We start from the raw sequence: 21,123 nt of genomic DNA, 5'->3' as shown, positions 1-21,123 counted from the left end.
TGCTGATTTTACTATCTTTTCCAAGAGAAACAAAAATATACATCTTTCTCAACGCAGAAAATCATATATTGGCATTGTATAATGTTAACATAGCCAAAAATAACCGTCAACGTTTTTTTGATTTTATGATATAATATCCTTTTTTCTTTTCTACAACCTCAACTTCAGAAAATACTTCTTCTAGTTTTTTTAGCGCAGACGGTGCACCTTGTTTCTTTTGAATAACAATCCAAAGCTCTCCATCTGGAACTAAATACTCCACAGCTTTTTCTAAAATCTCATGTACGATATCTTTACCCGCACGAATCGGAGGGTTAGATAGAATAGCAGCATACTTACCATCTACATTTTCATAGACGCTACTTTGAAAAATACGTATATTCTCGATTTTGTTATTAGCGGCGTTTTCTTTCGCAAGCCCAAGTGCCCTCTCGTTCACATCCACCATGTGAACTTCACGACCTTGAAACTCTTTCGCTAACGACAAACCAATAGGACCGTATCCGCAACCTACGTCTAATATATTACCTTTAATATCTGGCATTTGAAACGCTTCAATTAAAAGACGGGAACCAAAGTCCACTTCGTTTTTCGAGAACACCCCATGATCAGATAAGAAAGTAAATCGAGATCCACGAAGGGCAAACTCCCATCGCTTACGATCACTTTTACTAGAAGGGTCGTTAGAAAAATAATGGTCTGCCATATGGCCACCTCTTTTCTTTACAGTTAAAAAAAAAGCTCGCATGAGAGCGAGCTTTTTTTAAAGCATCAAAAGTTAATTACTTAACTTCTACAGCAGCGCCAACTTCTTCAAGTTTAGCTTTGATTTCTTCAGCTTCTTCTTTAGCAGCAGCTTCTTTGATTACTTTTGGAGTGTTGTCAACTAATTCTTTAGCTTCTTTTAAGCCAAGACCAGTGATTTCACGAACAACTTTGATAACTTTGATTTTTTGTGCACCAGCGCTAGTTAGTTCCACATCAAATTCAGTTTTCTCAGCAGCAGCTTCTCCAGCGCCACCAGCAACAGCTACAGGAGCAGCAGCAGTTACGCCGAATTCTTCCTCGATAGCTTTTACTAAGTCGTTAAGTTCTAATACAGTCATAGATTTAACTGCTTCAATGATTTGTTCTTTAGTCATTGTAAATATCCTCCCTTAAATAGGTTTGTATTGTTTTATCGATAATACGTAATTATCTTTTAAAAAATTAAGCGCCTTGCTCTTCCTTTTGGTCTGCAACTGCTTTAGTAGCAAGTGCAAGGTTACGGATTGGAGCTTGAAGAACGCTAAGAAGCATAGAAAGTAAGCCTTCACGTGATGGAAGAGTAGCAATTGCTTTAACCTCATCAAGTGTTACAAGTTTACCTTCGATTACGCCCGCTTTAATTTCTAAAGCTTCATGATCTTTAGCGAAGTCGTTTAATACTTTCGCAGGAGCAACTACATCCTCGTTACTGAACGCGATTGCGTTTGGTCCTGTTAAGAATTCATTTAACTCAGCCATTTCAGCAGATTCTGCAGCACGACGAGTTAGAGAGTTTTTGTAAACTTTGAACTCAACGCCAGCTTCACGTAATTGCTTACGTAATTCTGTTGCTTCAGAAACTGTTAAACCACGGTAGTCAACAACGATTGTAGATTTACTAGCGCGAAGTTTGTCCGCGATTTCAGTTACAACTTGTTGTTTAGTTTCGATTACTTTGCTCATGTTATTACACCTCCTGTAGATTATATAGAAGATGTACCGAAAGTGCACTAAAAACCTCCATGCCCAACTTGTAGACATGGAGGCATATAGTCACAGAAAAAAGATTCCGCTTCGTATATTAACACCTAGGTAGGAAATTAAGTCTATTGACACCTACTGTCTACGGTACACTAATTAAATTCACAACATAAATGATTATATTAAAACTTCTTTATGAAGTCAACTTCCAAAATTTACGCTAATGTAGAAACGTCTACACGTACGCCAGGTCCCATTGTAGAAGCAACTGTTACGTTCTTCATGTAAGTACCTTTTGCAGCAGCTGGCTTAACTTTTTGTAAAGTGTCAGCAATTGTTTTGAAGTTTTCTACTAATTTAGCATCTTCGAAAGATACTTTACCGATTGGAACGTGGATGTTACCAGCTTTATCAACGCGGTATTCAACTTTACCAGCTTTGATTTCGTTAACAGCTTTAGTTACATCGAAAGTAACTGTTCCAGTTTTAGGGTTTGGCATTAAACCTTTAGGTCCTAATACGCGACCAAGTTTACCAACTTCACCCATCATGTCAGGAGTTGCTACTACTACATCGAAATCGAACCAACCTTGTTGGATTTTACCGATGTAATCAGTATCGCCTACGAAGTCAGCTCCAGCAGCTTCAGCTTCTTTAGCTTTTTCACCTTTAGCAAATACTAATACACGTTGTACTTTACCAGTACCGTGTGGAAGAACAACTGCACCACGGATTTGTTGGTCAGCTTTCTTAGGGTCAACACCTAAACGGAATGCAGCTTCTACAGTTGCATCAAATTTAGCTGTGTTTGTTTTCTTTACTAATTCTACTGCTTCTGTTGCAGAGTAAGCAGCTGCACGATCAACAAGCTTTGCAGCTTCTACGTACTTTTTACCTCTTTTAGCCATTTTTATTTCCTCCTCGAATGTGGTTTTAGCGGAATAACCTCCCACGTTTACGCCTGTTTTCAGGTATAACCTGAGGATGAGCGCCATCCATTTATTTAAAAACGATAATCATTTACGATAATAAAGGTTGCGAATTGGAATTCCAGACCCGCAACCTTTTTTAAAAACAAATCGAATTAGTCTTCGATAACGATGCCCATACTGCGTGCAGTACCTTCAACCATACGCATTGCAGCTTCTACGCTAGCAGCGTTTAGGTCAGGCATTTTAGTTTCAGCGATTTCGCGTACTTTATCACGCTTAACAGTTGCCACTTTATTACGGTTTGGTTCACCAGAACCAGACTCAATACCAGCTACTTTCTTAAGAAGAACAGCAGCAGGAGGAGTTTTAGTAATGAAAGTGAATGAACGGTCCTCAAATACCGTAATTTCAACAGGGATGATAAGACCAGCTTGATCTGCTGTACGAGCGTTAAACTCTTTACAGAAGCCCATGATGTTAACACCTGCTTGTCCTAATGCTGGACCAACTGGTGGAGCTGGGTTAGCTTTACCTGCAGGAATTTGAAGCTTTACCATTTTAATTACCTTTTTAGCCACGAGACACACCTCCTTAAGTCCGTGATGTGGTCAATTGGACAGTGATTTGCCCTCCCACGTCATATTTTATCTGTAAGGATAAAATCTTTCAAAAAACGTCTCCGATAACGAAGACGTACTGACTTAAAAGATATTATCACTTTTTACAATTCATTTCAAGTTTCATTTTATAATTTTTCAATTTGATGGAAGTCAAGTTCAACTGGAGTCTCGCGACCAAACATGTCCACAAGCACGCTAACCTTTTTCTTCTCCACATCAATTTCTTCAATAGCACCTGTATAATCTGCGAATGGCCCCTCATTTACACGTACTGTCTCATGAAGTTCAAAGTCGAAATCAACCACTTCGTTGTCCATTCCCATATGTTTCATAATGGTAACAACTTCCTCTTCTAATAGAGGTGATGGTTTAGATCCAGAACCAGAAGAACCAACGAACCCAGTTACACCCGGCGTGTTACGTACAACATACCAAGAGTCATCAGTCATGATTAATTCTACTAATACATAACCTGGGAACACTTTTCTTTTCATTAATTTTTCTTTTCCGTTTTTCATTTCTACTTCTACTTCTTCCGGGACAACAACACGGAAAATTTTATCTTGCATACCCATTGATTCTACACGTTTCTCTAGGTTTGCTTTTACTTTATTTTCATATCCAGAATAAGTATGGACAACATACCAACTTTTTTCCATTCATTTAGGACGAGCGTCCTTCCCTCCCTGACGTACATTTTTTTGCGCAAATGAAAAAACCCGTTCACCGGGCTTTTACACAGTTCTTATAAATAACATTATATCATGGATAAGTGCTTCTTATTCAAGAATTAACCAAGAATTAACCGAATTAAAGAAGAAATGCCCATATCAACTACTGCGAAGAAAATCGCAAAGAACACAACTGTAGCAACAACAGTCGCTGTTGAGCGGAGTAATTCATCTTTTTTAGGCCAACTTACTTTTTTCATTTCGCGACCTACATCGCCGAAAAAGTTCGTTAAACGCATCTGCGGGACCTCCAGTGTATTATTTCAATTATTTATTTTGTTTCCTTGTGAACTGTATGCTGATTGCATGTTTTACAAAACTTTTTTATTTCAAGTCGCTCTATTGAGCTCGTATCTTTCATAGTAGAGTAGTTTCGATTTTTACACTCTTCACATGAGAGTACAACTTTTTTCCTCATTAGTTACACCAACCTTGTAACATTATGTCCCTAAAAATGTATCATACAATAAAAGACAATGTCAATGACATGCATTTTGTACTCTCTACAAAAGAAAACAGGTGATTTATTTTACACCTGTAGCACTTGTTACTTCTTATGAATTTAAAGTTGTACTTTCTCTCATTTCCATATATCGTTCCAATTTCCTCTTTACTCTTTGTAAAGCGTTATCAATAGATTTCACATGCCTGTTTAACTGTTCTGAAATCTCTTGATAAGAACGACCATCTAAATATAAAGAAAGCACTTTTCTTTCTAAATCGCTTAATAATTCAGATATTTTTGATTCTATGTCTGTATATTCTTCCTGGCTAATGATCATCTCTTCAGGATCAGTCACCTTCGCTTCAGAAATAACATCCAATAACGTTCGATCAGATTCCTCATCGTAAATCGGCTTATCTAAAGACACATACGAATTTAAAGGAATATGTTTTTGTCTTGTTGCCGTTTTAATAGCGGTAATAATTTGTCGAGTGATACATAGTTCAGCAAATGCTTTGAATGAAGACAGCTTGTCCTCTTTATAATCACGAATTGCTTTAAACAACCCTATCATACCTTCTTGAACAATGTCTTCTCGATCGGCACCCACTAAAAAGTAAGATCTTGATTTCGCACGAACAAAGTTCTTATACTTGTGAATTAAATATTCTAGAGCGTCAGTATTACCTTTTCGAACTAACTCAACGATTGCCTCATCCTCTAAATCACGAAATGTAACGTCGCCTATACTTACGAAGCCTGCTTCCACCTTGATCCCTCCGACCGCTATTTATTTAGCAATATTATACAGTAAAAAGATAAAGAGCGTCAATGCTTCAACGCTCTCCTCTTCTTAATTTTTCTAATTTTTCTGTAATATCTTTACTGAATATCTTTCGCATGGCGGGCTGCTGTTCTTTCGTGTCTTTTGTACGCCTTCTTACTTGTTGTTCCATCGCTTGTACTTCCAACTCTAATTCACGCGCAGATTTTCGAAGGGCACCTTGCCCAAATATAACCCATTGTTCTGTATAATCAGAAGTCGCAACATATATTTGTGTATTTATATTTCTAAGCTCTATCGCAAGTTGCTCTATCTTTTCGTCTGCAGTTTGATTCTTTCGTGTGAATATTACTTCTACACGAGATTGTTTCATCTTTTTTTCAATACCATGGACTGTATAGGCATCAAAGACTATCATCACTTTTGTGCCTGTATAACCTTGATAATCCGCCATCTTATCAATAAGCGCATCTCTTGATGATTGTAAATCTACATCCCGCAGTTTCTTCAAATCTCCCCAAGCTCCGATAATGTTGTAGCCGTCAACGATTAAAATATCGTTCATTTTTTATTTACCAATTTCGTGACGTTTACGATATACCTCATACATTAACAAACTTGCGGCTACTGAAGCATTTAAGGATGTAACTTTACCAACCATCGGTAGAGTGATTAAGAAATCACACTTTTCACCAATAATACGACTCATACCTTTTCCTTCACTACCAATTACTAATCCAATCGGCATTGTACCATCTAAATTACGGTAATCCGTTTTCCCTTTGGCATCTGTACCAGCAATCCAAAGTCCACGCTCTTTTAATTCATCAATTGTACGAGATAAGTTTGTTACGCGCGCAACAGGAATGTATTCAATCGCTCCTGTTGATGCTTTCGCAACTGATGCGGTAAGTCCCACAGCTCTTCTCTTCGGAATAATAATTCCATGAGCTCCTGTTGCATCAGCAGTACGCATAATAGAACCTAGGTTATGCGGATCTTCAATCTCATCTAAAATCAAGAAGAATGGATCTTCATTACGTTTTTCTGCCACTTTGAATAAATCTTCTAACTCTGCATACTGATATGCAGCTACTTGAGCAATTACACCTTGATGATTACCCTCAACTAATTGATCTAACTTTTTCTTTGGTGCATGTTGTAAAATAATCTTATTTTCTTTCGCTAATGCTAGTACAATTTGTACTTGTCCTTTGGCAGCACCTTCTGCGATCCAAATTTTATTAATATCTCTCCCTGATCTTAACGCTTCAATTACAGGGTTACGTCCGATAATATATTCACTAGTCATGATGATGTGCCCCCTTCCTTTTCTTCTAAAACTGCTATTGCCTTATATACAATTTCGTCTAATCTTTCACGATTATTTAATAAATGATGGTAACCAATTAGCGCTTCAAAGGCTGTACTATGTCGATATGTTTGTACATCCGTATTTTTCGGAACTGTACCTGAATTTGCATTACGCCCTCTTCTTAATACCGCCTCTTCTTCCTCTGTCAAAAATGCCGTCTCTAATAAATGATAAACAACTTTCGCCTGTGCTTTTGCTGAAACAAAGCTCGTCCCTAAGCGGTGTAATTGATTAGGTCGAACTTTTCCTTTTTGAAGGAGGTGATAGCGGATATATTGTTCATATACCGCATCACCCATATACGCTAACGCCAAGCTGTTTAATTGCTTTGCATCGATCATCCTTATCCTCTTTTCCATCTTGTACCTTGAGCGGTATCTTCTAAAATAATATTACGTTCTTTTAAATCGTCACGAATTTGATCAGACAATGCAAAATCACGATTTTTACGAGCTTCAATGCGCTTTTGGATAAGCTCTTCAATTTCTTCATCCAGTAATTCTTCTTTTGATAATTCTAATCCTAAAATATCAAATAACGTTTCCAGTTGTTTTACGTATGCTTCAATCACAACTTTAGATGTATGCTCTTCAAGTAAATATTGATTTGCATGATTTGCTACGTTGTATAATTCGGTAATTGCATTTGCAGTGTTAAAGTCATCATTCATTGCCTCTTCAAATGCAGTCTGGAATTTCTCTATTTCAGCTAACCATTTCTCATTATGGTCCGTTAAATCCGTACTACTCTCCATACGATGCTTTAAGTTTCCATAAGCTGTTTTAATTCTTTCCAGTCCATTATTCGTACTTTGTAATAACTCTTCACTAAAGTTAATCGGGTGACGATAGTGTACTGATAACATAAAGAATCTAATTAACTGCGGGTCGTATTGCTTAATAATATCGTGAACTAAAATAAAGTTACCCAGCGATTTAGACATCTTCTCATTGTTAATATTAATATATCCATTATGCATCCAGTAACGTGCAAACGTTTTTCCAGTCAATGCTTCTGACTGCGCAATTTCATTTTCATGATGTGGGAATGCCAAGTCTTGACCACCAGCATGAATGTCAATTGTATCCCCTAAGTACTTACGCGCCATTGCTGAGCATTCAATATGCCATCCTGGACGTCCTTGCCCCCAAGGGCTTTCCCAGAAGATTTCTCCTTCTTTCGCAGCTTTCCATAAAGCAAAATCAAGAGGGTCTTGTTTCTTTTCCCCTACCTCAATACGAGCACCGTGACGTAAATCTGCGATTGGTTGATGTGATAATTTACCGTAACCTTCGAATTCCTTCGTCTTAAAGTACACATCACCCTCTGATTCATATGCATACCCTTTATTCACAAGTTCTTGAATAAATTCAATAATGATATCCATATTTTCTGTTACACGAGGATGAACTGTTGCGTGTTTGCAACCTAGTGCTGTTACATCTTCAAAGTACGCTTCAACAAAGCGATCAGCAATTGTCGGTACATCTTCACCTAATTCATTTGCCGCTTTAATTAATTTATCATCTACATCCGTAAAGTTAGATACATATTGCACATCGTATCCTTTGTATTCTAAATAACGACGCACTGTATCGAATACCATAGGAGGCCTTGCATTCCCAATATGAATGTAGTTATAAACTGTAGGTCCGCATACATACATCTTTACCTTATTTTCTTCTAATGGAACAAACTCTTCTTTTTGACGTGTTAACGTATTATAAATGTGAATAGTCATTTTTATCCTTCCTTTCTACCTTTAATTCCAATTGTTTCTTCAATTTATCAAGTTCTACTTCCATAGCCTTTAATTTATCAAAAATCGGATCCGGAAGGTCAGAGTGATTTAATTCTTGACCAATCTTTACTCCATTTTGAATAACGACACGGCCAGGTATACCTACAACTGTAGAATGTGCAGGAACTTCTTTTAATACGACAGACCCTGCTCCGATTTTAGAATTCTCTCCCACAGTAATAGAACCAAGAACTTTAGCACCCGTCGCAATTAATACATTATCCTGAATTGTTGGATGCCTCTTTCCTTTTTCTTTTCCTGTACCACCTAATGTAACCCCTTGATAAATCGTTACATTATCACCAATTTCACAAGTTTCTCCGATTACAACTCCCATTCCATGATCTATAAAAAAACGTCGACCAATAGTTGCTCCTGGATGGATCTCAATGCCAGTAAAAAAGCGGCTCACTTGTGAAACAAAACGTGCAAGAAAGAAAAAATTTCTTTTATAAAAAGCATGTGCAATTCGATGGGCCCAAACTGCATGTAATCCAGAGTAAGTTAAAATGACTTCGAAATAACCTCTTGCCGCTGGATCCTGTTCAAAAACGACTTCAATATCTTCCCGAAGCCTCTTAAACATCGGTGTTCCCTCCCCTTTATGGGCTACTTTTTTGTCGAGCGAACTAACTCCCCTAACTCATCACTTCTCCCCTAATTCTTTATATAAGGAGATAAATTCTATATTCATACCTATTTACACGGTATAAAAAAAAGGCGTCTCTGTCATATTGACAGAGACGCCTTTTAAGCGCGGTTCCACTCTGTTTAGGCTTAAAAAAGCCTCAAACTCATCCATGATAACGGTGTACACCGCTTCTGCTTACTTTGCGGCCTAAGACATCCCACGAAGCAATTCGCTGTTCAGCAGAAGACTCGAAGGGGCATTTCAAAAATCCGCTTATAAACCACTCCCAGCCTAAAGGTGGTTCTCTCTGTAAAAAGCCTGATTTTCTACTTCTCCTTCTCGTCGCTTTTCCTTATTAGGTTTTAGGTATACTTATTATATTTCTAAACCTAGAAAATGTTAACCAATTACTTTTTGAAGACGATTTAAAACTTTTTCTTTTCCAAGAAGTGCAATAGCATTCGGAAGCTCTGGACCATGCGTTTGTCCTGTAGTTGCAACACGGATTGGCATAAATAAATTTTTACCTTTATGTCCTGTTTCCTTTTGAACTGCTTTAATCGCTGCCTTAATTGCTGCTGGCTCCATTGCTTCTAGAGCTTCTATTTGACCAGCAAATGCACGAAGTACTTCAGGTACTTGTTCACCATTTAATACTTCTTGTCCTTCTTCTTCATAATCAACATGATCTTTAAAGAACATTTCAGAAAGCTCTACAATTTCAGCTCCAAAACTCATTTGTTCATGGTATAAAGCAATTACATCACGAATCCAAGCTTGGTCTTGTTCGCTTAAAGTTTCTCCCACACGTCCAGCTTTCACTAAATGCGGTAAGCTTAACTCTACAACCGTATCTAAATCTTGCTTTTTCATATACTGGTTGTTCATCCATTTTAGTTTTTGAGAATCAAATAATGCAGGTGATTTTGATAAACGAGCTGCATCGAACATTTTGATAAACTCATCTTTAGAGAAGATTTCTTCTTCTCCTACCGGAGACCAACCTAGTAGTGCAATAAAGTTAAAGATTGCTTCTGGAAGATACCCAAGCTCTTTATATTGCTCAATAAATTGAATAATAGATTCATCACGCTTACTTAACTTTTTACGACTTTCATTAACAATTAGAGTCATATGACCGAATTGTGGAATATCCCAGCCGAAAGCTTCATAAATCATCATTTGTTTCGGTGTATTTGAAATATGATCATCACCACGAAGTACATGTGTAATTTCCATTAGATGATCATCTACTGCTACTGCAAAGTTATAAGTTGGAATTCCATCCTTTTTCACAATAACAAAATCACCGAAATCATTTGAATGGAACGCAACTTCATCTTTTACAATATCTTTGAATGTGTAGTCACGATCAGCTGGTACACGGAAACGAATACTTGGAATACGTCCCTCAGCTTCAAATTCTTTCACTTGTTCTTCAGTTAATTCACGGTGGTTACCTGCGTAACGAGGTGTTTCACCGCGAGCGATTTGTCCTTCACGCTCTGCTTCTAGCTCTTCTTCTGTCATATAACATTTATAAGCTAGACCACGCTCTAATAAATCTTCATATAATTTTTTATAAATATCTAAACGCTCTGTTTGGCGATATGGTCCAAATTCACCACCAACATCAACACCTTCATCCCAGTCCATACCGAGCCATTTCAAGTATTTTAATTGGCTTTCTTCTCCACCAGCCACGTTACGTTTTACATCAGTATCTTCAATACGAATAATAAATTTGCCATCTAAATGACGAGCAAATAAATAATTAAATAATGCCGTACGCGCATTTCCGATATGTAAGTGTCCTGTTGGACTTGGCGCGTAGCGCACTCTCACTTGCTTTTCCATAATTGGTACACCTTCCATTCTTAATGTCAACACATTCTATAATTGTACACCAAAAAAATGTGATTATCCATCTTACGAATTAAAAACCATTATTTTTTCTGTAATAAAACAACCGCTTGAGAAGCAATCCCTTCTTCTCTACCTGTAAATCCTAATTTTTCTGTTGTTGTTGCCTTTACATTAATGTTATCGATAGACGTTTCTAACAGTTCACTAATGCGCTTACGCATACTCTCAATATGTGGTGCCATTTTTGGTTTTTGAGCAATAATTGTACAATCTAAATTTCCTAACTCGTAACCTTGTTCACGCACAAATCCCCAAACTTTTTGTAACAATACAGCTGAATCTGCATCTTTAAAAGCTGGGTCTGTATCAGGAAAATGCTTTCCGATATCTCCTGCTGCAATCGCACCTAAACATGCATCAGCAATCGTATGTAACAATACATCTGCATCTGAATGACCGATTAATCCTTTCTCGTGTGGAATTGTAATTCCACCGATAATCAACGGGCGCCCTTCCGCAAATTCATGTACATCAAAACCTTGTCCAATTCGAAACATCCTTACTTCCTCCTTAAGCTAAACTACTGAGCTTTATGACTCTATATTATATCGCTATCCTTATAAAGAAAAGCCCGGCTGTTGCCGAGCTTTTCTTTATTAACACGTCATCAATGTTATTTCTTCTGAACACGTAGGAAACTTTCAGCAATTAATAGATCTTCCGGAGTCGTCACTTTAATATTATAGTAACTCCCCTCTACTACACCTACTTGCTTCCCCACACGTTCTACGAGACTTGCATCATCTGTGCCAAGAAAACAACTTTGCTTTGCGCTTCTATGAGCTTCTAGCAAAAGAGAAACAGAGAATCCTTGTGGTGTTTGTACAGCGTTAAGTTGAGATCGCTCTACCGTTTCTACAACAACACCCTTCTCTACTTTCTTAACAGTATCTTTTACTGGCACTGCACAAATGGAAGCTCCATATTTTTCTGCTGCAGTTAATACATCGCGAATCACTTTATTCGTTACGAACGGGCGCGCCCCGTCATGCACAAGAACATATTCGACACCACTCGCATACTGAAGTGCGTTATAGACGCTATCTTGTCTTTCGGCTCCACCCTGAATGAATTGTACGTGCTTTTCAATCTGGTACTTCTGCATTAACTCTTCAAAATACGGGCGTTCTTCTTCGTTAATTGCCATAATAATACTTTTGCACGCTTTATCTTTTTCAAAAGCACGCAATGTGTGCACAATAATTGGTACTTCATCTATAAGTAAAAATAACTTATTTTTACCAGCACCCATTCGTTTTCCTTGGCCCGCTGCCGGAATAATTAATGTATACATATTAATAATCCTCTACTTATAATGCTTTTTCTAGCAATTTACGTTTTGCGAAAATCATACGACCAGCCGATGTTTGTAATACGCTAGTAACAAGTACGTCAAGTTGTGAACCCACATACTCTCTACCATCTTCTACTACAATCATCGTACCATCATCTAAGTATGCAACACCTTGATTTTGTTCTTTACCATCTTTCACAACATAAACACTTAATTCTTCACCAGGGAGTACGACTGGTTTAATCGCATTAGCTAAATCATTAATGTTTAACACCGTAACCCCTTGTAATTCAGAAACTTTGTTTAAATTGAAATCGTTTGTTACTACAGTTCCACCAGTGATTTTTGCCAACTTTACAAGCTTGCTATCTACTTCTTGGATATCATCGAAATCGCCTTCATAAATTTCTACCGGAATTGGCATCTCCTTTTGAATACGATTTAAAATGTCTAGCCCTCTGCGGCCACGATTACGCTTTAAAGCATCTGAAGAATCGGCAATATGCTGAAGCTCTTCTAATACGAATTGCGGAATGACAATTGTTCCTTCTAAAAACTTTGTTTGGCAAATATCTGCAATACGTCCGTCAATAATTACACTCGTATCGAGAATTTTCCAATGAGTCGTAGATTTTTCTGCTTCGACCTCTACCTCTTCATTCTCACTATTGTTTTTCTTCTTACCTCCGCGTTGGGGTAATGTAAATAATCCTAGCAATTCATTCCTCTTTTTAAATCCTACTTGGAATCCTAAATATCCAAGTAAAAGGGTGAAGAACACTTGCAACACCGTACTAATAACTGGAATTGTAAATTCACGAATTGGTATCAAAATTAAATATGCAACAATAAGACCAGAGATTAATCCTAATGTACCAAATAAAACATCTGCTACAGGCGCCTTTACAAGAGCCTCTTCAATATGCTTAATAAGTTGAACAATATAATCTACAAGCCAAAATGTTGTTAAAAATAAAATAATTGCACCAATAATTGCACGAACATACGATCCTTCCAACAAAGGAACCGCACCGATATCTAATACATTAATAATTTTTGGGATTAAGTAAATCCCTAACGCTCCCCCGATCACTAAAAAGAAGAGCTGTACAATCCGTTTTAACATCCAACCACCTCCTACTCATTATTAACCATTGTTTCGCTAATCAAAACGCCGAATGCAAAAGCGGACGTGTTTTTTTTGTAAATAGTTTTATTTACCAATATATCATATCATATACCAAAAATGTTCTAGTGTCGTTATATTATAGAATCAATGTAATATTCTTAATTGTGTCTACTCATATAGAGATGCTCTTGAATTCTTTTTAGACCTTCTCGTATTTTCTTCGCTCTCACTTCTCCAATTCCTTCCACATCATCCAATTCATTAATAGTTGCTCGGCAAACACCTTGCAATGTTTTAAATCGATTAATTAAATTCTCGATAATAAGTGGCGGAACACGAGAAATCTTGCTTGTGATTCGGTACCCTCTAGGTGTCACACTTTCTTCTAAACTTGTTTGTCCTGGATAGCCAAGCAATTTAACTAAATCACTATCCTCTAAAAGTTGTGTATTTGCAAGATCTTGTAACTTTTTCAATATTTGATGATGGTCTTGTGTTTTCTCCTGGTGATAATCTTTAATTAACAATGCTGCCTCTGCCTCTAAATCAGCTAGTAATTCTGTAAGCTGTAAACGAATTAACCTACCTTCTGTTCCTAACTCATGAATATAGCTCAATATTTCATTTTTAATACGCAGCACCATTTCAACACTATGTAAAACGTGAACCACCTCGGACATTGTAACGACCTCTTCAAATTCTAGAATACCCAAATTCGTAATGCCGTCATTCCATACAGCCTTATATTTTTCTAGCGTTTGAATTGCTTGATTTGCCTTCGTTAAAATGACACCTATATCTTTTAATGTATAACGTAAGTTCCCTTGATATAGCGTAATTACATTACGTCTTTGTGAAATGGCCACAACAAGGCTGCCCGTCTGCTTTGCTACACGCTCTGCTGTTCGGTGACGCATACCTGTTTCAATAGAATCAATAGATGAATCCGGAACTAACTGTGCGTTTGCAATTAAAATTTTACTTCCAGTTTCATTTAAAATAAGTGCTCCATCCATTTTTGCTAATTCATATAAACTAGCAGGAGAGAATGCGCAATTAATATGAAAACCACCATCAACAATGCTTTTAATCTGCTCATTATACCCAAGAACAATTAGTCCCCCTGTTTGTGCGCGAAGTACATTATCTATCCCTTCGCGCAGTGGTGTTCCCGGGGCCACGAGCTGTAAAATATTAATTATACTTTTGACACGTTGCTTATTTTCTTCCATAGCCTAGCCTCCTAATGTCAAACGAAGCGCTTCTCCTAAATTAGAAACACCTACAACCTCAATCCCCTCTGGAATTGTCCACCCCCCTAAATTTTTTCTAGGAATGATAGCACGTTGAAATCCTAATTTAGCTGCTTCTTGTACACGTTGTTCGATTCTTGATACTCTTCTTATTTCTCCAGTTAATCCAACTTCTCCTATTACCGCATCAGTTGGTGCCGTAGATTTATCTCTAAAACTTGAAGCTATACTTAAGGCAACAGCTAAATCAATTGCCGGTTCATCTAATTTCAAACCACCAGCTACTTTTAAATACGCATCTTGATTTTGTAATAGTAAACCTGTTCTTTTCTCTAGTACCGCCATAATAAGCGAGACACGATTATGATCAATTCCTGTCGCCATTCTTCGAGGATTTCCAAAACTAGTAGGGGAAATTAATGCCTGTATTTCTACTAAAACTGGTCTTGTTCCTTCCATTGAGGCAACTACTGTTGAACCTGCAACTCCAACTGGTCTTTCCTCAAGAAAAATTTCAGAAGGATTTAAGACTTCTGCAAGGCCAAGTTCTTTCATTTCAAAAATACCCATTTCATTCGTAGAACCAAAACGATTCTTTACAGCTCGTAAAATACGATATGTATGGTGTCGATCTCCTTCAAAGTAAAGAACTGCATCGACCATATGTTCTAGCATACGCGGTCCCGCAATTGCACCTTCTTTTGTCACATGCCCTACGATAAAAATTGGGATTCCCTTTGTTTTTGCAAGTTTCATTAATTCTGCTGTACATTCACGTACTTGCGCCACACTACCAGGAGCTGATGTCACTTCAGGTAAATGTATCGTTTGAATAGAATCAATAACAACAAAAGCAGGATTCATCTCTTCAATATGTGCTGCAATACGCTGTAAATCTGTCTCTGATACAACAAATAGATTACTACCATTTACATGTAAACGATCTGCACGAAGTTTAATCTGCTTTGCTGACTCCTCACCTGATATATACAATACATCATATGAAGCATCTGCTAATTGCGAGGAAATCTGTAATAATAACGTTGATTTTCCAATCCCAGGGTCCCCACCAATAAGTACTAAAGATCCATCTACAATTCCGCCACCTAGTACACGGTTAAACTCCTGAAATTTTGTTTCAATACGTGCCTCAGACTTTGTTTCTACTTCTGTAAGACGTCTTGGTTTTGTTACTTCTGTTTGAATTGCATTTGCATAATTTAGGCGTCTGGATGATACAACGGGTTCCATCTCTTCAACAAGCGAATTCCATTGACCACACCCTGGACATTTACCCATATATTTTGGTGATTGATAACCACACTCTTGACATGTGAATTTTGTTTTCTTTTTAGCCATATCTTTTTATATTTCACTTCGCTTTCATCTATAAACATTTGACCTTCTCGTACAAGAAAGAGGGCTATCTCGTAGCCCTCTTAGTTTGTCTATACTTATTTTACCTTTTCAGCACTATGAATGACAAATGTTTCCCCTTCTACATCAAAGATAACTTTTTGCCCTTTCTCAATAGCACCTTTTAAAAGTTCTTCCGATAGTCTATCTTCTACATGCTTCTGAATTGCTCTACGTAGTGGACGAGCACCATATTCACGATCAAACCCTTTATCAGCAATAGCTGCAATCGCCCCTTCTGTTAATTGCAATTCAATTTCTTGTTCTTTTAAGCGATTCACTAACTGATTTACCATAAGAGTCACAATTTCTTGAATATGTTTTTTCTCAAGCATATGGAATACGATAATTTCATCAATACGGTTTAAGAATTCTGGACGAAATGCCTTTTTCAGCTCATCCATTACTTTACCTTTCATATCCGAATAATCACGGCTTTCATCTTGTACGTTAAATCCAAGATGTTTGTTACGTTTTAACGCCTCAGCACCAACGTTAGACGTCATAATAACAATCGTATTACGGAAGTCAACTGTACGTCCTTTAGAATCAGTTAAACGACCATCTTCCAATACCTGTAGTAAAATATTAAATACATCGGGATGCGCCTTCTCTACTTCATCTAATAGGACAACTGAATACGGCTTACGACGAACCTTCTCTGTTAATTGTCCGCCTTCTTCATACCCAACATATCCTGGAGGAGAACCAACTAAGCGAGAAGTTGAATGTTTCTCCATATACTCAGACATATCAATGCGAATCATTGCATCCTCATCACCGAACATAGATTCTGCCAATGCTCTTGCTAATTCTGTTTTACCTACACCTGTTGGCCCTAAGAAAATAAATGAACCAATTGGACGTTTCGGATCTTTCAATCCTGCTCTTGCACGACGAACAGCTTTCGCTACAGCCACTACCGCTTCATCCTGGCCGATGACACGATCATGAAGAATGGATTCTAAGTTTAATAATTTATCAGTCTCTGTTTGTGCAAGTTTAGAAACAGGGATACGTGTCCATGTAGAAACGACATTTGCAATATCTTCTACCGTAACCTCTGAATTTTCTTTTCCTTGTTGCTCTTTCCACTGACGCTTTGTATCTTCCAATTTCTCACGTAAGCGTTGTTCCATATCACGTAAGGAAGCAGCCTTTTCAAACTCTTGACTTTGTACAGCTGCATCTTTTTCTTTTCGAATTTCCTCAAGCTTCACTTCAAGCTCTTTTAAGTTTGGTGGTGTTGTATAAGAGCGTAAGCGAACCTTTGAAGCAGCTTCATCAATTAAATCAATTGCTTTATCCGGTAAGAAACGATCCGTAATATAACGATCAGAAAGTTTTACAGCTGCATCAATTGCATCATCTGTAATAGACACACGGTGATGCGCCTCATAACGATCGCGTAAACCTTTCAAGATTTGAGTTGATTCTTCTAGACTCGGCTCATCAACATGAATTGGCTGGAAACGTCTCTCTAAAGCTGCATCCTTTTCAATATATTTACGATACTCATCTAAAGTTGTCGCACCAATACATTGTAATTCTCCGCGTGCTAAAGATGGTTTTAAAATATTTGATGCATCGATTGCACCTTCTGCTCCACCTGCACCGATTAATGTATGAAGTTCATCAATAAATAGAATAATATTCCCTGCTTGACGTATTTCATCCATTACTTTCTTTAAACGATCTTCAAACTCACCACGATATTTCGTCCCAGCTACCACTGTTCCCATATCTAGTGTCATAACACGCTTATCTCTTAACGTTTCAGGAACTTCATTATTTACGATTTGCTGTGCTAACCCTTCAGCAATTGCTGTTTTACCTACACCAGGCTCTCCAATTAACACTGGATTGTTTTTTGTTCTACGGCTTAACACTTCAATTACACGTTGAATTTCTTTACTACGTCCAATAACAGGATCCAAACGATTCTCACGTGCAACAACTGTTAAGTCGCGTGCTAAACTGTCTAGTGTCGGTGTATTGGCATTTGTCGATGAACCACCTTGGTGACCTGAACTTGCTTCGTTACTTCCAAGAAGTTGTAATACTTGTTGTCTTGCTTTGTTGAGGCTTACGCCTAAATTATTTAAAACACGTGCCGCTACACCTTCACCTTCACGGATTAAGCCAAGTAAAATATGTTCTGTTCCAACGTAAGAATGTCCTAGCTTACGCGCTTCATCCATAGACAATTCAATAACTTTTTTAGCACGAGGTGTATAATGTACAGTTTGAGAAGCTTCTGTTCCACGTCCAATTAACGCTTCTACCTCTTTTTGCACTTTTTCCGGGCTCAATCCAAGAGCAATTAACGCTTTTGCTGCAATTCCTTCACCTTCGCGTACAAGCCCAAGTAAAATATGTTCTGTTCCAATATTATTATGCCCAATGCGAATTGCTTCCTCTTGAGATAAAGCTAATACTTTCTGTGCTCTTTCTGTAAATCTTCCAAACATCATAGAAATCGCCTCCTACTTGCGCTTAGTTTTTTTCAATACGTAATCGCTCACGGATTAAGGTTGCTCTTCGATAATCTCTTTCTTCCGGTCCTAAAGGTCCTCCTGCATATTGTTGTAAAATACCTGGTTGCGTAAGAACCATTAGCTCAGTCAAAATATTTCTCGATATACCTTTTATATATCCTAGATCAATACCAAGTCGTACATCCGATAAGCAAGTTGCCGCTTCTGCAGATTGAATTAAACGACTGTTTGCTAGTATACCGTAAGAACGATAAACCTTATCTTCAAGCTCAATGCTCGAATTTTGTACAATTAATTCTCTGGCCAATTTTTCTTGTTGTATAATTTGCTGCATGACACTCTTTAAATCTGCAATAATATCTACTTCGGATTTCCCTAGCGTCATTTGATTTGATACTTGAAATATATTACCTAACGCTTCGCTACCTTCACCGTATATTCCTCTTACTACTAACCCTAATTTTTGAATTACTTGTATAATACGGCTAATTCTTTTTGTTAAAACCAGCCCTGGTAAATGAATCATTACAGAAGCTCTTAATCCTGTACCAACGTTAGTAGGACAACTCGTAATATATCCAAGTGATTCATCAAAAGCATATTCAACCTCTTTCTCAATCCAATTATCTATTTGATTAGCGCTTTGAAGCGCCTTTGATAACTGTAGCCCTGGAAATAGGCACTGAATCCTAATGTGGTCTTCCTCATTAAGCATCACACTAATGTGTTCGCTTTCTGATAACAGACATGCTCCATATTCGGTCCCTGCGAGATTTGGACTAATTAAATGCTTTTCGACTAAAACTCTCCTTTGAAGAGGCGTTAATTCATTCATTTTTAATAATCCAAACTTCCCAAAGGGCTCTACCGATTTATTTATAAATTTCTTTTTAAATAATTCTTGAACCTGTTGAGCTTCCTCTTCGTTTTGCATAGTAGAAAATTGATATTGCTTAAAATTACGAGCCAAACGAATTCGACTACTTAAAACAATATCAGAATCAGGGCCATCCCCCTTCATCCATGGACTAATCGCTTCATTCATAATTTTGTCCAGTGACATAGAACTACTCCCCCTCTCTATGCTCACTAAGCTGAGTTTCAAGCCCTCGAATTTCATCTCTTACCTCAGCAGCTTTCTCAAACTCCTCATTCTGTACATATTGTTTCAGAATAAGTTTTAGTTCATCTAATTCTTTCTTTAAGTGGATATTTCCTTCCATTCGTTCCGGAATTTTTCCACAATGTTCTGTATGTCCACCATGAAGTCGCTTTAACAATGGGTTTAAGTGTCCTTTAAATGTATCGTAACAAGAAGCACAACCAAAGCGTCCCACTTTTGTAAAATGTTCATATGTCATCTTACAATCTGGACATCTTACTGTATTTGTATTTGAAAACCCGTTTTTTCCTTCTCCAAACATTGTTGATTCACCGTGTAATAAACCAGCAAATACATCATGAAATGAAAAGTTAGACTGTGATGATTGAAAGAAAGACGTATAGCCACTTTGCTCCGCACATTGCTCACAAAGATGAACTTCCGCCTTCTTCTCGTTGATTACTTTTGTATAATGTAAAGTTGCTGGTCTTATATTACAGTTTTGACAAGTCATCAATATCCCCACCTTTACAATAGGAACGATCTACCTCATGATACTTTTCATACATTACTAGATTGTCCTCTTTCCTTAATCCATTTAGATAAAAGTACATGCTCTTTTTCAAAACTTCTACAATATTTAACTGCCCTATCTTAATTATCATTCTTTTACAAAAGCTGTATTTATTTATATTTCAGTGTTCTTAACATTGCGCATAATATTCGAGCCCTAAGTTCATCTCGAGAAGGAATATCCATTGATAATACAGAACGATCTAGTACACTTAACATTAGTTTTGCTTCACGGCCTGTTATAATTCCCTCTTCTAATAAACGTATAATCATACTCTCTGCATTCCCTTGTGCAACGCTATGATCAATCATATGAAGCATTTGATCAATAATGTCTATATCATCATGCAGTTTGACTTTTATAATGCGAATGTAACCTCCACCACCACGTTTACTTTCTACTATAAATCCTCTTTCTAATGTAAAACGGGTATTGATTACATAATTGATTTGAGATGGTACGCACTCGAATCGATCCGCAATCTCATTTCTTTTGATTTCAATCACATTATTATTACTTAAGTCAATAACTTGCTTTAGATATTGCTCAATGATATCAGATATATTTCTCATTTATCCGCCACCTTTATTGACTTTGACTATCTTTGACTTTAATTATATACGTATTAATAAAATTTGCAACTCTTTTGCTTATTCACTATCCTAGCCACATTCCCCTGCATTTAATCAAAATAGTAATTATTTAAGCACATTTTTTTAATTACTATGGATTATAAAAGAAAACACGAAAAAACACGAGTCATTTGACTCGTGTTTAGTTGCTTGGCGACGTCCTACTCTCACAGGGACAAGGTCCCAACTACCATCGGCGCTAGAGAGCTTAACTTCCGTGTTCGGTATGGGAACGGGTGTGACCTCTCTGCC

Annotated in this window: 24 protein-coding genes, 1 rRNA gene and 2 other annotated features; all 25 genes read right to left on the bottom strand. The window is 37.3% G+C overall.

Translation table 11 applies throughout. The features are described 5' to 3' along the window. Positions 1–106 precede the first annotated feature (106 nt). A complete protein-coding gene (locus ACTFRU_RS28430; RefSeq protein ID WP_000763265.1) occupies positions 107–706 on the bottom strand; it encodes a class I SAM-dependent methyltransferase in 600 nt (199 codons plus the stop codon). A gap of 76 nt (positions 707–782) precedes the next feature. Continuing rightward, positions 783–1,142: a 50S ribosomal protein L7/L12 gene (rplL, locus tag ACTFRU_RS28425; RefSeq protein ID WP_000159736.1), complete on the bottom strand. Its 360-nt coding sequence runs from the start codon at positions 1,140–1,142 to the stop codon at positions 783–785. A gap of 67 nt (positions 1,143–1,209) precedes the next feature. Beyond that, the gene (rplJ, locus tag ACTFRU_RS28420) at positions 1,210–1,710 is read right to left on the bottom strand and encodes a 50S ribosomal protein L10 (RefSeq protein ID WP_000048716.1); all 501 of its coding nucleotides are present in this window, start codon (positions 1,708–1,710) and stop codon (positions 1,210–1,212) included. A 39-nt stretch (positions 1,711–1,749) separates the two neighbouring features. Beyond that, positions 1,750–1,894: a sequence feature (ribosomal protein L10 leader region), on the bottom strand. A gap of 49 nt (positions 1,895–1,943) precedes the next feature. Next, complete coding sequence (rplA, locus tag ACTFRU_RS28415) at positions 1,944–2,636, bottom strand: 50S ribosomal protein L1 (RefSeq protein WP_001987630.1); 693 nt, start codon at positions 2,634–2,636, stop codon at positions 1,944–1,946. 176 nt (positions 2,637–2,812) lie between these two features. Continuing rightward, complete coding sequence (gene rplK / locus ACTFRU_RS28410) at positions 2,813–3,238, bottom strand: 50S ribosomal protein L11 (protein WP_001085872.1); 426 nt, start codon at positions 3,236–3,238, stop codon at positions 2,813–2,815. Between the two features lie 167 nt (positions 3,239–3,405). Beyond that, on the bottom strand, positions 3,406–3,939 hold the full coding sequence (gene nusG / locus ACTFRU_RS28405) for a transcription termination/antitermination protein NusG (RefSeq protein WP_000415794.1): 534 nt from the start codon (positions 3,937–3,939) through the stop codon (positions 3,406–3,408). A gap of 131 nt (positions 3,940–4,070) precedes the next feature. After that, entirely contained in the window at positions 4,071–4,250 is a 180-nt protein-coding gene (gene secE / locus ACTFRU_RS28400) for a preprotein translocase subunit SecE (protein WP_001241323.1), read from the bottom strand. Between the two features lie 32 nt (positions 4,251–4,282). Continuing rightward, positions 4,283–4,429, bottom strand: a complete 147-nt coding sequence (gene rpmG / locus ACTFRU_RS28395; protein ID WP_014481927.1) for a 50S ribosomal protein L33 — start codon at positions 4,427–4,429, stop codon at positions 4,283–4,285. 136 nt (positions 4,430–4,565) lie between these two features. Further along, positions 4,566–5,225 carry an RNA polymerase sporulation sigma factor SigH gene (locus ACTFRU_RS28390; RefSeq protein WP_000387193.1) on the bottom strand — a complete coding sequence of 220 codons (660 nt, stop codon included), beginning with the start codon at positions 5,223–5,225 and terminating at the stop codon, positions 4,566–4,568. A gap of 67 nt (positions 5,226–5,292) precedes the next feature. Beyond that, positions 5,293–5,805 (bottom strand): NYN domain-containing protein, encoded by a 513-nt coding sequence (locus ACTFRU_RS28385; RefSeq protein ID WP_000997886.1) that lies wholly within the window; start codon positions 5,803–5,805, stop codon positions 5,293–5,295. Between the two features lie 3 nt (positions 5,806–5,808). Continuing rightward, positions 5,809–6,552, bottom strand: a complete 744-nt coding sequence (rlmB, locus tag ACTFRU_RS28380) for a 23S rRNA (guanosine(2251)-2'-O)-methyltransferase RlmB (protein WP_000200237.1) — start codon at positions 6,550–6,552, stop codon at positions 5,809–5,811. Continuing rightward, complete coding sequence (locus tag ACTFRU_RS28375; RefSeq protein WP_000564261.1) at positions 6,549–6,956, bottom strand: Mini-ribonuclease 3; 408 nt, start codon at positions 6,954–6,956, stop codon at positions 6,549–6,551. The genes rlmB and ACTFRU_RS28375 overlap by 4 nt, the downstream gene beginning before the upstream one ends. 2 nt (positions 6,957–6,958) lie before the next feature. Then, positions 6,959–8,356, bottom strand: a complete 1,398-nt coding sequence (cysS, locus tag ACTFRU_RS28370; RefSeq protein WP_000152276.1) for a cysteine--tRNA ligase — start codon at positions 8,354–8,356, stop codon at positions 6,959–6,961. Next, positions 8,337–9,002, bottom strand: a complete 666-nt coding sequence (gene cysE / locus ACTFRU_RS28365) for a serine O-acetyltransferase (RefSeq protein ID WP_000476497.1) — start codon at positions 9,000–9,002, stop codon at positions 8,337–8,339. The genes cysS and cysE overlap by 20 nt, the downstream gene beginning before the upstream one ends. Positions 9,003–9,152: 150 nt before the next feature. Then, positions 9,153–9,399: a binding site (T-box leader), on the bottom strand. 47 nt (positions 9,400–9,446) lie between these two features. Continuing rightward, positions 9,447–10,904: a glutamate--tRNA ligase gene (gene gltX, locus ACTFRU_RS28360; RefSeq protein WP_000415143.1), complete on the bottom strand. Its 1,458-nt coding sequence runs from the start codon at positions 10,902–10,904 to the stop codon at positions 9,447–9,449. An 89-nt stretch (positions 10,905–10,993) separates the two neighbouring features. After that, on the bottom strand, positions 10,994–11,470 hold the full coding sequence (gene ispF, locus ACTFRU_RS28355) for a 2-C-methyl-D-erythritol 2,4-cyclodiphosphate synthase (protein WP_000488392.1): 477 nt from the start codon (positions 11,468–11,470) through the stop codon (positions 10,994–10,996). Between the two features lie 116 nt (positions 11,471–11,586). Continuing rightward, positions 11,587–12,267: a 2-C-methyl-D-erythritol 4-phosphate cytidylyltransferase gene (gene ispD, locus ACTFRU_RS28350; protein ID WP_000288283.1), complete on the bottom strand. Its 681-nt coding sequence runs from the start codon at positions 12,265–12,267 to the stop codon at positions 11,587–11,589. A gap of 16 nt (positions 12,268–12,283) precedes the next feature. Then, positions 12,284–13,393 carry a PIN/TRAM domain-containing protein gene (locus ACTFRU_RS28345; RefSeq protein ID WP_000919677.1) on the bottom strand — a complete coding sequence of 370 codons (1,110 nt, stop codon included), beginning with the start codon at positions 13,391–13,393 and terminating at the stop codon, positions 12,284–12,286. A gap of 161 nt (positions 13,394–13,554) precedes the next feature. Then, the gene (gene disA, locus ACTFRU_RS28340) at positions 13,555–14,628 is read right to left on the bottom strand and encodes a DNA integrity scanning diadenylate cyclase DisA (protein ID WP_000392158.1); all 1,074 of its coding nucleotides are present in this window, start codon (positions 14,626–14,628) and stop codon (positions 13,555–13,557) included. Between the two features lie 3 nt (positions 14,629–14,631). Then, the gene (gene radA, locus ACTFRU_RS28335) at positions 14,632–16,008 is read right to left on the bottom strand and encodes a DNA repair protein RadA (RefSeq protein ID WP_001085202.1); all 1,377 of its coding nucleotides are present in this window, start codon (positions 16,006–16,008) and stop codon (positions 14,632–14,634) included. 95 nt (positions 16,009–16,103) lie between these two features. After that, on the bottom strand, positions 16,104–18,539 hold the full coding sequence (clpC, locus tag ACTFRU_RS28330; protein WP_000971184.1) for an ATP-dependent protease ATP-binding subunit ClpC: 2,436 nt from the start codon (positions 18,537–18,539) through the stop codon (positions 16,104–16,106). A 22-nt stretch (positions 18,540–18,561) separates the two neighbouring features. Further along, a complete protein-coding gene (locus ACTFRU_RS28325; RefSeq protein ID WP_000050843.1) occupies positions 18,562–19,626 on the bottom strand; it encodes a protein arginine kinase in 1,065 nt (354 codons plus the stop codon). A 4-nt stretch (positions 19,627–19,630) separates the two neighbouring features. Beyond that, on the bottom strand, positions 19,631–20,179 hold the full coding sequence (locus tag ACTFRU_RS28320; RefSeq protein WP_000128399.1) for a UvrB/UvrC motif-containing protein: 549 nt from the start codon (positions 20,177–20,179) through the stop codon (positions 19,631–19,633). A gap of 170 nt (positions 20,180–20,349) precedes the next feature. After that, positions 20,350–20,811, bottom strand: coding sequence for a transcriptional regulator CtsR (gene ctsR, locus ACTFRU_RS28315; protein ID WP_001244558.1), 462 nt, complete (start codon positions 20,809–20,811; stop codon positions 20,350–20,352). A 208-nt stretch (positions 20,812–21,019) separates the two neighbouring features. After that, positions 21,020–21,123, bottom strand: a 5S ribosomal RNA gene (gene rrf, locus ACTFRU_RS28310); the annotation flags it as partial.

Origin of the sequence: Bacillus cereus group sp. MYBK220-1, from assembly GCF_051916445.1 — a bacterium.
GTDB classification, from domain to species: Bacteria; Bacillota; Bacilli; order Bacillales; family Bacillaceae_G; genus Bacillus_A; species Bacillus_A cereus.
The sequence above is the reverse complement of the archived record's forward strand: the minus strand, read 5'-3'. Positions and strand labels throughout refer to the sequence as shown.

What these genes read in the sequence shown, in the direction of transcription:
- ACTFRU_RS28430 (WP_000763265.1), bottom strand. Translation starts at nt 706, where the DNA reads ATGGCAGACCATTATTTTTCTAACGACCCTTCTAGTAAAAGTGATCGT.
- rplL (WP_000159736.1), bottom strand. Translation starts at nt 1,142, where the DNA reads ATGACTAAAGAACAAATCATTGAAGCAGTTAAATCTATGACTGTATTA.
- rplJ (WP_000048716.1), bottom strand. Translation starts at nt 1,710, where the DNA reads ATGAGCAAAGTAATCGAAACTAAACAACAAGTTGTAACTGAAATCGCG.
- rplA (WP_001987630.1), bottom strand. Translation starts at nt 2,636, where the DNA reads ATGGCTAAAAGAGGTAAAAAGTACGTAGAAGCTGCAAAGCTTGTTGAT.
- nusG (WP_000415794.1), bottom strand. Translation starts at nt 3,939, where the DNA reads ATGGAAAAAAGTTGGTATGTTGTCCATACTTATTCTGGATATGAAAAT.
- secE (WP_001241323.1), bottom strand. Translation starts at nt 4,250, where the DNA reads ATGCGTTTAACGAACTTTTTCGGCGATGTAGGTCGCGAAATGAAAAAA.
- rpmG (WP_014481927.1), bottom strand. Translation starts at nt 4,429, where the DNA reads ATGAGGAAAAAAGTTGTACTCTCATGTGAAGAGTGTAAAAATCGAAAC.
- ACTFRU_RS28385 (WP_000997886.1), bottom strand. Translation starts at nt 5,805, where the DNA reads ATGAACGATATTTTAATCGTTGACGGCTACAACATTATCGGAGCTTGG.
- rlmB (WP_000200237.1), bottom strand. Translation starts at nt 6,552, where the DNA reads ATGACTAGTGAATATATTATCGGACGTAACCCTGTAATTGAAGCGTTA.
- ACTFRU_RS28375 (WP_000564261.1), bottom strand. Translation starts at nt 6,956, where the DNA reads ATGATCGATGCAAAGCAATTAAACAGCTTGGCGTTAGCGTATATGGGT.
- cysS (WP_000152276.1), bottom strand. Translation starts at nt 8,356, where the DNA reads ATGACTATTCACATTTATAATACGTTAACACGTCAAAAAGAAGAGTTT.
- cysE (WP_000476497.1), bottom strand. Translation starts at nt 9,002, where the DNA reads ATGTTTAAGAGGCTTCGGGAAGATATTGAAGTCGTTTTTGAACAGGAT.
- gltX (WP_000415143.1), bottom strand. Translation starts at nt 10,904, where the DNA reads ATGGAAAAGCAAGTGAGAGTGCGCTACGCGCCAAGTCCAACAGGACAC.
- ispF (WP_000488392.1), bottom strand. Translation starts at nt 11,470, where the DNA reads ATGTTTCGAATTGGACAAGGTTTTGATGTACATGAATTTGCGGAAGGG.
- ispD (WP_000288283.1), bottom strand. Translation starts at nt 12,267, where the DNA reads ATGTATACATTAATTATTCCGGCAGCGGGCCAAGGAAAACGAATGGGT.
- ACTFRU_RS28345 (WP_000919677.1), bottom strand. Translation starts at nt 13,393, where the DNA reads ATGTTAAAACGGATTGTACAGCTCTTCTTTTTAGTGATCGGGGGAGCG.
- disA (WP_000392158.1), bottom strand. Translation starts at nt 14,628, where the DNA reads ATGGAAGAAAATAAGCAACGTGTCAAAAGTATAATTAATATTTTACAG.
- radA (WP_001085202.1), bottom strand. Translation starts at nt 16,008, where the DNA reads ATGGCTAAAAAGAAAACAAAATTCACATGTCAAGAGTGTGGTTATCAA.
- clpC (WP_000971184.1), bottom strand. Translation starts at nt 18,539, where the DNA reads ATGATGTTTGGAAGATTTACAGAAAGAGCACAGAAAGTATTAGCTTTA.
- ACTFRU_RS28325 (WP_000050843.1), bottom strand. Translation starts at nt 19,626, where the DNA reads ATGTCACTGGACAAAATTATGAATGAAGCGATTAGTCCATGGATGAAG.
- ACTFRU_RS28320 (WP_000128399.1), bottom strand. Translation starts at nt 20,179, where the DNA reads ATGACTTGTCAAAACTGTAATATAAGACCAGCAACTTTACATTATACA.
- ctsR (WP_001244558.1), bottom strand. Translation starts at nt 20,811, where the DNA reads ATGAGAAATATATCTGATATCATTGAGCAATATCTAAAGCAAGTTATT.